Source organism: Sphingobacteriaceae bacterium, assembly GCA_016715905.1.
Lineage (GTDB): Bacteria > Bacteroidota > Bacteroidia > B-17B0 > Aurantibacillaceae > Aurantibacillus.
The window spans coordinates 114,483-126,480 of sequence record JADJXI010000017.1 but is presented as its reverse complement, the minus strand read 5'-3'; the positions used below and the strand labels follow the sequence as shown (position 1 = coordinate 126,480).

Below are 11,998 nucleotides of genomic sequence, written 5' to 3'. Positions count from 1 at the left end.
TGTGAAATATTTTTATTTTTGCATCGCTATTATGAAAACTCTCCCAAAAAGTCAACTTCAAGTTAAAAGATCTCGTTTGCCTAAAGCCGGAAAAGGATTATTTACTAAACAAGCCATTAAAAAAGGCGAGGCCGTAATCGAATACAAAGGTGAAATTATTAATTGGAAAGAATATAGCATTCGCGTTAAAGAAAACCGCGATGGGTATTTATTTTTCGTAAATAACAAACATTGCATTGATGCTTATCCTACACCGAAACATATTGCCAGATACGCTAACGATGCTTCGGGTCTTGTTCGGGTAAAGGGATTGAGAAATAATTGTGTTTACGAAGTGCATAATAATAAGTGCTTTATTGTGGCTACCCGAAACATTGAAGCCGGCGAAGAAATATTTGTAGATTACACAAAAGAATACTGGGATTCTGTTCGATACAATATCAAGCACGGTTTTGAGCCTGCGCTTTAATTTTCTTTTTATAACTTAAGGGCTGATTTAGATGAGCAAATTCTTAATAGTCGGTCTGGGAAACATTGGCGAAGAATACGCCGAAACCCGTCATAATATTGGTTTTAAAATTGCTGATCAAATTGCTAATGAGGCTAAAGTTAAATTTAATTCGGAGCGATTAGCAGATGTGGCTTTAGTTAAACATAAAGGTAAAACCTTGATGCTAATTAAACCTACAACTTTTATGAATTTAAGTGGTAAAGCGGTTAATTACTGGCTCCAGGAAGAAAAAATTAAAACAGAAAACATGTTGGTTTTGGTTGATGAGTTAGCCTTGCCATTTGGAAAAATAAGAATCGGTCCTAAAGGAAGCGACGGGGGTCATAACGGTTTAAAAAATATTCAGGAAACATTAAATACAACAGCGTATCCCCGACTTCGATTTGGGATTGCCAACGAATTTGGCAAAGGCGGGCAAGTAGATTATGTTTTAGGGAAGTGGGGAAAAGAAGAATTAAAAACACTGGATGAAAGAATAAAAATTGCGGCTGACGCAGTAAAGGATTTTGCCTTTATTGGTTTGCAGAGAAGTATGAATATTTATAACGTGAAATAATGTTTTTTAAAGATATTATAGGTCAACAGGAAGCAAAAACTCGCTTAATAAATATGGTGAGGGAGGGTAGGGTTCCGCACGCCTTAATGTTAACCGGTAAGCAAGGTAGTGGTGAATTGCCGGCAGCCATTGCCTTTGCCCAGTATTTACTTTGCTCCAATCAACAAGCAAATGATTCATGTGGCACTTGTCCTTCTTGTCAAAAAGTAAGTAAGTTGGCTCACCCCGATTTACATTTGTCTTTTCCGATTTATCTTTCAAAAACCGAAGGAATAAAATCTTGCGATGATTTACTGGCAGATTTTCGCGATTCGGTGTTGCACCAACCTTATTTAAATTTAAATGATTGGTTTAATGAAATTAAATCAGAAAACAAGCAACCGGTTATTCCGGCAGAAGAATCGGCTAATATTTTACGGAAACTGAGTTTCACCAGTTATGAAGGCAAGTATAAAATTGCATTAATCTGGTTAAGTGAAAAAATGAATGCCGAGTGTGCCAATAAATTATTAAAAGTGCTGGAAGAACCTTCTGAAAAAACAATATTTATTCTAACCAGTTCGGCGCCTGAGCAACTTTTACCAACTATTTTATCTCGTGTTCAACAAATTCCTTTTTACAGTTGTACCGATGAGGAAATTGCAAATGGACTAAGGCAACGATATAATAGCACACAAGAAATTGCGCAGCAAATTGCCTTATTAGCCAATGGTAATTTTGGTGAGGCCATAGCCCTCTTGCAACATCAAGATGAAAATGTATCTTTTTTATCCAATTTTCAGGAATTTATGCGCCTGGCTTTACGCTTTGATGCAGCCAAAGCTTTGGATTGGATTGAAGTGAATGCAAAAATTGGAAGAGAAAAACAAAAGCAGTTCATTCAGTATGCGCTTGAAATATTCAGAGACAGCCTCATGTTCAATTTCGGAGATCAGTCTTTAGTACGCATCAGTGGTCAGGAAAAACAATTTCTCGAAAAATTTGCCCCCTTTATCAATCAAAAAAACTACGAGCAATTGGTAGAGGAATTTAACAGCAATTATTACTATATTGAAAGAAACGCCAATCCTAAAATTTTGTTTATGGATTTGCTTTTAAAAACCAATGAGTTGATCAATAAGAAATAACACGCCAATGATTGTTTAAACAAATCCCCTGTTTTTTCAACTCTTACCCTTCATTTCCATTAAAATTGTAATTTTAAATCCTCAATTAAAAAAAAATGTCAATTCAATTAAGCGAACAAGAAGAACTTAGAAGGTCTAAACTAAAAGAATTAACCGCCATGGGTATTGATGCTTACCCCGCCGAGGAATTTAAGGTGAATGCTAATGCCGCGGATATTAAAGAAAATTACGAAAGAGATAAATTAAATTACAAAGATATTTCTATTGCCGGCAGATTAATGAGCATTCGCGATATGGGCAAGGCTTGTTTTGCGGTGATTCAAGATGGAGGAGGGCGCCTTCAAATTTATGTGCGTAAGGATGATATTTGTCCGGGTGAAGATAAAAGTTTGTATGATGTGGTTTGGAAAAAATTAATTGATATAGGAGATATTATTGGTGTGCAAGGTTATGTGTTCACCACTAAAACAGGCGAAATTTCTTTGCATGTTACCAGCCTAAAGATTTTATGTAAATCCTTAAAGCCACTACCCATTGTAAAAACGGATGATAGTGGAAATTCATTTGATGAGGTGAGTGATCCTGAGTTCAGATACCGCCAACGTTATGTGGATTTAATTATTAATCCGCATGTACGCGATACCTTTAAGAAAAGAACTCAATTGATGAATTCAATTCGCAATACGCTAAATAATGCCGGATTATTAGAGGTAGAAACTCCGGTTTTGCAAAGTATTCCGGGTGGTGCAACGGCACGCCCCTTTATTACGCATCATAATGCTTTAAATATTCCTTTGTATTTACGTATCGCTAACGAACTTTATTTGAAAAGATTGATTGTGGGTGGATTTGAAGGGGTTTATGAATTTTCAAAAGATTTTAGAAATGAAGGGATGGACCGAACACATAATCCTGAGTTTACTGTGCTTGAGTTTTATGTGGCGTATAAAGATTATAACTGGATGATGAAGTTTGCAGAGGAATTGCTGGAAAAAGTAGCCATGGATCTTTATGGCCAAACAGAAGTAACTATTGGTGAAAAGAAAATTGATTTTAAAGCGCCGTTTAAACGCGTTACTATGTTTGAAGCTATTCAAGAGCATACCGGTTTTGATATTAGTGGAATGGATGAGGCTGGATTAAGAGAAGTGTGTAAAAAATTAAATATTCATACCGAGGCCAGTATGGGAAAAGGAAAATTAATTGATGAGATTTTTGGTGAAAAATGTGAAGGACATTATATACAACCTACATTCATAACGGATTACCCGGTTGAAATGAGTCCGCTCACCAAAAAACATCGTACCACAGCCGGCTTAGTTGAGCGATTTGAGTTGATGATAAACGGAAAAGAAATTGCAAATGCGTATAGTGAGTTAAACGACCCTATTGATCAACGCGAACGTTTTGAAGAGCAATTAAAATTACAAGAGCGCGGCGATGATGAGGCTATGTTTATAGATCATGATTTTTTACGCGCATTGGAATATGGCATGCCGCCTACGGCAGGTATAGGCATTGGCATTGATCGTTTAACGATGTTGCTCACAAATAATGTGGCCATTCAGGAAGTATTGTTTTTCCCTCAAATGCGACCGGAAGTTACTAGCGTTGAAAATCCTGCTTAGGATTTTTTAAGCGAATCTCTTATTTCTGTTAAAAGTTTTTCGGTAACTGTTGGTTCAGGAACGGGAGCAGGCTTTGCATCTTCCTTTTTCTTGGCGGCATTAATTCCCTTTACTACCATAAATAAAGCAATGGCCACAATAATAAATGAAATTAAAGTGGATAAAAAATTTCCGTATTTAATGGCTGTTCCCGGAATGGTAAGTTCTGCCAAATTGGTTAGGTTGGCTGCTGATAAGGCGGGTTTTAAAACCGCAGGTGTAATAATGTCATCCACTAATGATCCGATAATTTTACTAAATGCGCCACCTATAACAACACCAATGGCTAAGTCAATTACGTTTCCTTTAATCGCAAACGATTTAAATTCTGATAAAAATCCCATAATTCTTTTTAGTTAGTTTCTAAAACCTTTAATAATTCATCCAATTTAGGGGTAAGAATAATTTCTGTTCTTCTGTTTTTCTTTCTTGCTTCAGCCGTTTTCGAAGCATCAAGCGGAAAATGCTCTCCTCTTCCTGCTGAGGTAATTCTTTCGCCGTCAATTTTCGCACCTCCTAATATAATTTTTGTTACTGAGGTTGCACGCATTACACTTAAATCCCAATTGTCTTTTATTTCGCCTGCACCTTTCATGGGCACGTCATCGGTATGTCCCTCAACCATAATGTTAATATCCGTATTGGATTCAAGCACTTTGGCCACATTTCTCAGGGCCTCAACGCCTCGGGCCTCTACATTTGTTTTTCCGCTGGCAAACAATAAGCTTTCATCCAGGCTCACATATACTTTCCCGTTTTTTTGCGTAATCGTTAATCCTTTATTTTCAAATCCTAATAAGGCATCGCTCAATTTTTTTCTTAAATCAGCAGCTGCCTGATCTTTTTTCTTCAAAATGTCTTCCAATTCGTTCACTCTTTTTTCTCTTTGTTTCAGCGCAGTGCTTAGTTCATCCAATTCAGCTTTTTGCTTATTTAACCGCAATTCCAATCCTTTTAACTCATCTTCTTTTCTCAATAGGGCCTCTTTGGTTAATTGCAAATCTCCGCTCAGTTTAGCATTATCGCTTGCGCTTCCAGCCAATAATTTATTTAAGCGGTCCATTAATGATTGGTTTAACTGATCCAATTTATCGTATTTTCCGGTGAGGTTTCGGTAGTTACTCCCTACAATATTGGTATCACGTTTTAAACCGTCATTTTCTTTTTCATAACGGGTAAATTTTTCTTTTAACTCAGCCAATTGAGCTTCTGTTTCCTGAGCTTTCTTTTTAATATCGGCCAATTCGGTTTCGCAAGCTTTTTGTTTGGCTTTGCTTTCTTCTAATTGTCGAGCCGGCACGCAGGCAAAAGCAATTAAAAAGCTTAATATTCCAATGGCAAAATAATTTTTCATCATGTTTAAAATTAATGCGAATAAGTTTCAGCTTATGATACATTATGAAAGGGTTTTGAACTATAAAATGTTTACAAAATCAGTACATTTGAGGGTAGTTTAAGGCTACCATAATGTGATGGGTATCAATCGTAAAATAAAAATAAGTGCTTCTTTAATACTTTTCCTCTTTGCTACAAACTGCTTTTTGTTGTCTCAAAACAATAAAACCGATGTGATAATAGACTCGTTATTGCAATCCTTAAATAATGCCAATAGCGATACCTTAAAAGCTGATATATACGTTGAGTTATCTAATAATTTCAGGAGAACCGACCCGGAAAGAGCTATTCAATATGCCGAGAAAGCACTTTTAGTTTATCAAAGAATGAACAACCAAAATGGAATTATACGGGCTTACCTGGTACTGGGCACGGGTCATATGAATAAAAGTAATTATTTATCAGCATTTGATTATTTAAATAAAGCTTCTGATATGGCAATTGAGATTGGCGATAATAAAAGTTTGTCAAGAGCTAAAAATAATATTGGAATAATTTATATGAAGCAAGAGAATTACAAAATGTCTCTGAAATACTATCAAGAATCACTTAAGTTACGTAAGGCATTGGGCGTAGGCAATGAAATAGCCCCATCATTGAATAATATTGGAAATGTTTACTATTACCAGGAAAATTATGAAGAGGCACTTAATTATTATCAACAGACTTTGTTGTATTTCGAACCGGCAAATAATGGTTTTGGGCTAGCCGGAGCCTATGGAAATATTGGCCGGGTTTATGAAAAAATGAATAAAACTAAAGAGGCGCTCCATTACTACCATAAATCATTGTTTTATTGGAAATCGATAAATGATATTCGTGGCATGGGCTCGATACAAGTCGAAATTGGATCTTATTTTTATGAGGACAATATTTTAGATAGCGCTCAATATTATGTTTCAAACGCGCTTGAAAATAGTCTTAACTCTAAAGATTGGATAAATGTTATTGATGCTAAGATTGTCTTAGCCAAAATCTATATAAAAGCAAAAGAATATAATAAAGCTAATCAAAAATTAGACGCATGTTTAGAATTACTTAAACAAGAAAAGAGCCCTTCAAAATATGCAATTGCATACAATGTTTACAGCGATTTGTGCATAGCAAAAGGAGATTTTAAGTCGGCTTTAGAATACAAGAATTTAAATATTCAATACAATGATAGTTTCAATTTCGAAAAATTTTCAGCGGAATTGGTTAATCAAGAGTTATCGGCTGAATTTGCTGAAAGAGAAACTAAAATTAGGGAAGAACAACTCAGAAAGAATATAATAACTGAAGAAAGAATTAGAGGGCAGCGAATTATTATTTGGATAAGTGTTGGAGCCGGAGCGGTGGTTTTTATACTTTTAATATTTTCATTTAAAGCTTATTTGGATAAAAAAAGAGACCATATTATTATTGAAAATCAAAAAAAGCTGGTAGATGAAAAACAGATGGAAATTATTGATTCAATTACTTATGCTAAAAAATTACAACAAGCTTTGTTGCCGGGAGATGAAAAATTGAAAAAATCTTTCCCCAATCATTTTGTACTTTATTTACCAAAAGATATAGTGGCCGGCGATTTTTATTGGACTGCAGAAGTAAAAGTAGATGAAAATAGCGCAAACAAATTGAATTATTTGGCAGTTTGTGACTGCACAGGCCATGGGGTTCCGGGCGCATTTATGAGTTTACTGAATATTGGATTATTAAGTGAAGCTTTAAAGGAAAGAAATATTCATGCGCCTCATTTGGTTTTTGAATATGTTAGAAAACGACTTATTGAAAGTATTGGTAATGAGGGGCAGCAAGACGGTATGGATGGGATATTAATTTGTATTGATGAGAAAAATCATCAAATTAATTATGTTGCTGCTAATAATGCTCCCCTTCTGGTAAGCAAAGGCATAGCTAAAAAACTTCCTGTTGATAAAATGCATGTGGGGTTAACTCATGTTTCCAAACAATTCACTTTACAAACGGTTAAGTACGAAAAGGGAGATGTTTTGTATTTGTATACTGATGGATTTGCGGATCAATTTGGCGGTGAGAATTTAACGGGAAATAAAAATCGCGGAAAGAAATATATGCTTTCAAACTTTAATAAATTTTTAACTTCTATTTCAGACAAGGATACCAAAGAGCAATGTAAATTATTAAATGATGAGTTTCATAATTGGAGAAAAAATTTAGCTCAAATTGATGATGTACTTGTGGTTGGAATACGATTATAACGAGGATATGAAAATTAACACATTAGAGGAATACCAAACTGCTTACCAAAAAAGCGTAGAAAAGCCGGAAAAGTTTTGGGGGGAAATAGCTCAACACTTTGTTTGGAAAAAGAAATGGACCAAAGTGTTGGAGTGGAATTTTAAATCACCGGATATTAAGTGGTTTATCAACGGGAAATTAAATATTACCGAAAATTGTATAGACCGCCACTTGCCTGCAAGAGCAAAAGACACAGCGTTTATTTTTGAAGCCAATGAAATAAATAGCAATCCGCAAATAATAACTTATCAAACATTGCATGATGAGGTTTGTAAATTAGCAAATCTGCTGTTGGAATTGGAAATTAAAAAAGGTGATCGTATATGTATTTATTTACCAATGATACCTGAAGCTATTTATGCATTGTTGGCATGTGCTCGAATTGGCGCTGTGCATTCCGTTGTATTCGGAGGTTTTAGCTCACAATCGTTAACTGACAGAATTAATGATAGTTCTTGTAAACTTGTTTTAACTAGTGATGGTGCATTTCGAGGGGCAAAACAAATTCCAATGAAAAGTACGGTAGACGAAGCTTTAAAAAATTGCTCTTCGGTTAATCATGTGATAGTGAAAAAACGGACGCATGAAAAAGTAGAAATGGTAAAGGGAAGGGATTTAGATTGGGATACTGAAGTAATTAAACAAAAAAGCACTTGTAACCCCGTTGAAATGGATAGCGAAGATCCTTTATTTATTCTTTACACATCAGGTAGTACAGGTAAACCTAAAGGTGTTGTGCATTCAAGCGGTGGATATATGGTTTATACTGCTTATACTTTTTTAAATGTATTTCAGTATCAAAGCAACCAAATTTACTGGTGCACTGCTGATGTGGGTTGGATTACCGGACATTCTTATATTACTTACGGTCCGCTATTGTGCGGAGCAACTTCTGTGTTATTTGAAGGAGTTCCAAATTATCCTGATGCGGGCCGATTCTGGAATGTGGTAGATAAATATAAAGTAAATGTTTTTTATACAGCGCCCACAGCTATTCGGGCTTTGGAAGCCGCCGGATTGGATTATGTGAGTCCATACCGTTTGGATTCTTTACAAGTTTTAGGGAGTGTAGGGGAGCCAATTAATGAAGAAGCCTGGCAATGGTATTTTAAAAATATAGGAAAAGAAAAATGCCCAATAGTGGATACCTGGTGGCAAACAGAAACTGGAGGAATATTAATTTCTCCATTGGCAAATATCACAAAAATAAAACCCGGTTTTGCTACTTTACCTTTGCCGGGCATTCAACCCCTTTTGGTGGATGATAAGGGAAATGAAATTTTAGGTAATGAGGTGGAAGGAAATTTATGTATTAAGTTTCCTTGGCCTTCTATAATTAGAACTACCTACGGCGATCATGAACGCTGTAGACAAACTTATTTTGCAACGTACCCGAATTTATATTTTACCGGTGATGGATGTAAAAGAGATAAGGATGGATATTACCGAATTACAGGAAGAGTAGATGATGTAATCAATGTAAGTGGTCATCGTATCGGTACAGCGGAAGTGGAAAGTGCAATAAATGAACACCCTAACATTGTAGAGTCTGCAGTGGTGGGATATCCACATGAAATTAAAGGTCAGGGAATTTATGCCTATTGCATAGCGTTGGATGCAAATGTACCGGTAGAAAATATGAGGAAAGAAATATTGGAGTTAGTTACTAAAATAATTGGTCCTATAGCCAAGCCAGATAAAATTCAAATTGTAAGTGGCTTGCCTAAAACAAGAAGCGGGAAAATTATGAGACGAATTTTACGTAAGATAGCGGAGGGTGAAATTCATCAGTTGGGCGACGTTTCTACACTACTCGACCCATTGGTGGTGGAAGCCATAGTGAAGGATAGGTTATAAAGAAAAATAATTTGTAACTTTGGTAATAGCATTCGCATTAACAGTACTATGAAAATCGACCTTGTTGCAGAAAAAAAAGAAATTCTACACCGTTACAAGGAGTTAATTAAAGCTTGTAAGCGCAGGCTCGAAAAGGGCGATAAGGAAATTATCCGAAAAGCATTTGAGGTAGCCGTTGAGGCGCATAAAGAAATGCGTCGCAAAAGCGGCGAACCCTATATTTATCACCCCATAGCAGTAGCTCAGATTTGTGCAGAAGAAATCGGACTTGGCGCCACAAGTGTGGTTTGTGCTTTATTGCATGATACCGTGGAAGACACGGATTTAAGCTTAGATGATATTAAAGGACTGTTTGGTGAAAAGGTTTCGCAAATTATAAACGGATTAACAAAAATATCTGAAGTTATTGATCACACTTCTTCTCTTCAGGCCGAGAATTTCAGAAAAGTGTTGTTAACCATGAGTGAAGATGTGCGGGTTATTTTTATAAAACTGGCAGACCGACTTCATAACATGCGCACACTGGAGCACATGAAGCGTGATAAACAAATTAAAATTGCCGGAGAAACTCTTTTTTTGTACGCTCCTCTGGCACATCGTTTAGGATTGAATGCCATTAAAACGGAACTGGAAGATCTGGGATTAAAATATACTGATGCCGATTCATATAATGACATAGCTTTAAAATTACAGGAATCGGAACCTGAACGAAAGAAATTTGTACAAAAGTTCATCGAACCATTAAAGGAAATTTTAAGTGAACAAGGATTTAAGTTTAAAATTTTTGGCAGACCAAAATCCATTTTCAGCATCTTTAATAAAATTAAATCCAAACAAGTTACTTTTGAAGAAATATATGATTTATTTGCCATTCGAATTGTTATTGATACACCTCTAGATCTGGAGAAATCCGATTGCTGGAAAGTATATTCTATCATAACAGATTTTTATCATCCAAGCCCTGATCGACTTCGCGATTGGATAAGCACTCCAAAAAGTAATGGATACGAAAGCTTACATACAACAGTTATGGGTCCGGAAGGAAAGTGGGTGGAAGTTCAAATCAGAACCGTTAGAATGGATGAGTTGGCCGAAAACGGATATGCAGCTCATTGGAAGTATAAAGAAAGTGCTGCGGATAAAGAAAGTAAATTAGAAGGTTGGTTGTCGAGAGTGCGAGAAATGTTAGAGAGTCCGGATCCTAATGCACTGGAATTTATCGATGATTTTAAATTGAATTTATTCAGCGATGAATTATTTGCTTTCACACCTAAGGGAGATATGAAAACTCTCCCTGTAGGATCAACGGCATTGGATTTTGCATTTGAAATTCACACCAAGGTAGGAGAACACTGCATAGGTGCAAAAGTTAATCACAAATTAGTTCCATTAAGTTATATATTAAAAAGTGGTGATCAGATAGAAATCTTAACCAGCAATAAACAAACACCTAAAGACGATTGGCTAAATTTTGTAATTACTGCCAAAGCGAAGTCTAAAATAAAAAATTCATTAAAAGAGCAACGTAAAAAAGTAGCAGAAGGTGGTAAAGAAATTTTAGAAAGAAAGTTCTATAAAAATAAATTGGATTTCACTTTGCAGAATGTAAATGATTTTTGTAATTATTTAAAATTGCCATCCTCATTAGAATTATTTTATCGTGCGGCCTTGGGAAATGTAGACACTAAGGAAATCAAACAATTTATTAAATTTAAAGAAGCGCCACTTAAAATTGGTAAAAAAGGGGATGCGCCAAAATTAGAACAATTGGTTACCAATGCCAGAGGTTCTTCCAACATGTTGGTGATAGGTGATGATTTGCAAGAATTGGATTATAAGCTTTCACCTTGCTGTAATCCCATTCCCGGCGATGATGTTTTTGGATTTATCACCGTGAGCGAAGGAATTAAAATTCATAGGGTGAACTGCCCCAACGCCATTAAATTACTTTCAAATTATGCTTATCGCGTGGTAAAAGCGAAATGGAATAATGAACAACTCATATCATTTTTAGCCGGAATAAAAATTTCCGGTACTGATGAATTAGGCATAGTAAATAACATTACCAAAGTTATTTCAAATGAAAATAGCATAAACATGCGTTCAATTAATTTTGATACCGAGGATGGAATTTTTGAAGGAACCGTTATGGTTTATGTACATGACACCAAACATTTAAGTCATTTATTGGAAAAGTTGAAAAAAGTAAAGGGGGTAAGAAGAGTGGAAAGAATTGACGAGAAATAATTAAATCTCAATTATATTAAACGGAAAATTGAGCATGGATGAATAATCCTCACCTGCTTCTTTAATAGAATCATCTCCTTTTTCGTAATGCCAGTTTATTTGCGGCTGTTTTATTAAAAGCGACTTAAAATATTTGGCCAGCATTTTTGATGAAGTTGTGTTGAAATAATCAAGCTGAATATTTAAACTTATGTTTTCATTTTTGGTTTTAATGATACATTGTTCCGTCAGCACTTCAAGCTGATTGAAAAATTCATCAGGATTTTCAGGAATAATTTTTCCTTTAATACTTATAATTCCTTCGTCTTCGGAAGCTACAACTAGCGGAGTATGTTGAGTTTGAGGAATTACCACAATAGAGAATCTAAGTTAACTGTTT

The 11,998-nt window shown here is 35.5% G+C and carries 10 protein-coding genes; 7 read left to right on the top strand and 3 right to left on the bottom strand.

What is annotated here, in order from left to right; translation table 11 throughout:
* Window positions 1-31: 31 nt before the first annotated feature.
* The 4 genes from IPM51_13100 (at window position 32) to lysS (ending at window position 3,822) form a co-directional block, all read left to right on the top strand.
* Window positions 32-469: an SET domain-containing protein gene (locus IPM51_13100; GenBank protein ID MBK9285231.1), complete on the top strand. Its 438-nt coding sequence runs from the start codon at window positions 32-34 to the stop codon at window positions 467-469.
* A gap of 31 nt (window positions 470-500) precedes the next feature.
* Window positions 501-1,067 carry an aminoacyl-tRNA hydrolase gene (locus tag IPM51_13095; protein ID MBK9285230.1) on the top strand — a complete coding sequence of 189 codons (567 nt, stop codon included), beginning with the start codon at window positions 501-503 and terminating at the stop codon, window positions 1,065-1,067.
* On the top strand, window positions 1,067-2,194 hold the full coding sequence (locus tag IPM51_13090) for a DNA polymerase III subunit delta (GenBank protein ID MBK9285229.1): 1,128 nt from the start codon (window positions 1,067-1,069) through the stop codon (window positions 2,192-2,194). The genes IPM51_13095 and IPM51_13090 overlap by 1 nt, the downstream gene beginning before the upstream one ends.
* Window positions 2,195-2,289: 95 nt before the next feature.
* On the top strand, window positions 2,290-3,822 hold the full coding sequence (lysS, locus tag IPM51_13085; GenBank protein MBK9285228.1) for a lysine--tRNA ligase: 1,533 nt from the start codon (window positions 2,290-2,292) through the stop codon (window positions 3,820-3,822).
* On the opposite strand, the gene mscL is transcribed toward lysS, so the two are convergent.
* Window positions 3,819-4,205, bottom strand: coding sequence for a large conductance mechanosensitive channel protein MscL (mscL, locus tag IPM51_13080; GenBank protein ID MBK9285227.1), 387 nt, complete (start codon window positions 4,203-4,205; stop codon window positions 3,819-3,821). The two genes, lysS and mscL, sit on opposite strands and share 4 nt — an antisense overlap.
* Before the next feature lie 8 nt (window positions 4,206-4,213).
* On the bottom strand, window positions 4,214-5,218 hold the full coding sequence (locus tag IPM51_13075; GenBank protein MBK9285226.1) for an OmpA family protein: 1,005 nt from the start codon (window positions 5,216-5,218) through the stop codon (window positions 4,214-4,216).
* 115 nt (window positions 5,219-5,333) lie between these two features.
* Here IPM51_13075 and IPM51_13070 point away from each other — a divergent pair, with 115 nt between their 5' ends.
* From IPM51_13070 to IPM51_13060, 3 genes are read left to right on the top strand one after another with little or no spacing between them, the layout of a single operon-like run.
* Window positions 5,334-7,475, top strand: coding sequence for a tetratricopeptide repeat protein (locus tag IPM51_13070; GenBank protein MBK9285225.1), 2,142 nt, complete (start codon window positions 5,334-5,336; stop codon window positions 7,473-7,475).
* A gap of 7 nt (window positions 7,476-7,482) precedes the next feature.
* Entirely contained in the window at window positions 7,483-9,372 is a 1,890-nt protein-coding gene (gene acs / locus IPM51_13065) for an acetate--CoA ligase (GenBank protein ID MBK9285224.1), read from the top strand.
* A gap of 48 nt (window positions 9,373-9,420) precedes the next feature.
* Window positions 9,421-11,619, top strand: coding sequence for a bifunctional (p)ppGpp synthetase/guanosine-3',5'-bis(diphosphate) 3'-pyrophosphohydrolase (locus IPM51_13060; protein ID MBK9285223.1), 2,199 nt, complete (start codon window positions 9,421-9,423; stop codon window positions 11,617-11,619).
* Here IPM51_13060 and IPM51_13055 read toward each other — a convergent pair whose 3' ends face one another.
* The gene (locus IPM51_13055; GenBank protein ID MBK9285222.1) at window positions 11,620-11,973 is read right to left on the bottom strand and encodes a DUF1987 family protein; all 354 of its coding nucleotides are present in this window, start codon (window positions 11,971-11,973) and stop codon (window positions 11,620-11,622) included.
* Window positions 11,974-11,998 lie beyond the last annotated feature (25 nt).

What these genes read in the sequence shown, in the direction of transcription:
- IPM51_13100 (MBK9285231.1), top strand. Translation starts at nt 32, where the DNA reads ATGAAAACTCTCCCAAAAAGTCAACTTCAAGTTAAAAGATCTCGTTTG.
- IPM51_13095 (MBK9285230.1), top strand. Translation starts at nt 501, where the DNA reads ATGAGCAAATTCTTAATAGTCGGTCTGGGAAACATTGGCGAAGAATAC.
- IPM51_13090 (MBK9285229.1), top strand. Translation starts at nt 1,067, where the DNA reads ATGTTTTTTAAAGATATTATAGGTCAACAGGAAGCAAAAACTCGCTTA.
- lysS (MBK9285228.1), top strand. Translation starts at nt 2,290, where the DNA reads ATGTCAATTCAATTAAGCGAACAAGAAGAACTTAGAAGGTCTAAACTA.
- mscL (MBK9285227.1), bottom strand. Translation starts at nt 4,205, where the DNA reads ATGGGATTTTTATCAGAATTTAAATCGTTTGCGATTAAAGGAAACGTA.
- IPM51_13075 (MBK9285226.1), bottom strand. Translation starts at nt 5,218, where the DNA reads ATGATGAAAAATTATTTTGCCATTGGAATATTAAGCTTTTTAATTGCT.
- IPM51_13070 (MBK9285225.1), top strand. Translation starts at nt 5,334, where the DNA reads ATGGGTATCAATCGTAAAATAAAAATAAGTGCTTCTTTAATACTTTTC.
- acs (MBK9285224.1), top strand. Translation starts at nt 7,483, where the DNA reads ATGAAAATTAACACATTAGAGGAATACCAAACTGCTTACCAAAAAAGC.
- IPM51_13060 (MBK9285223.1), top strand. Translation starts at nt 9,421, where the DNA reads ATGAAAATCGACCTTGTTGCAGAAAAAAAAGAAATTCTACACCGTTAC.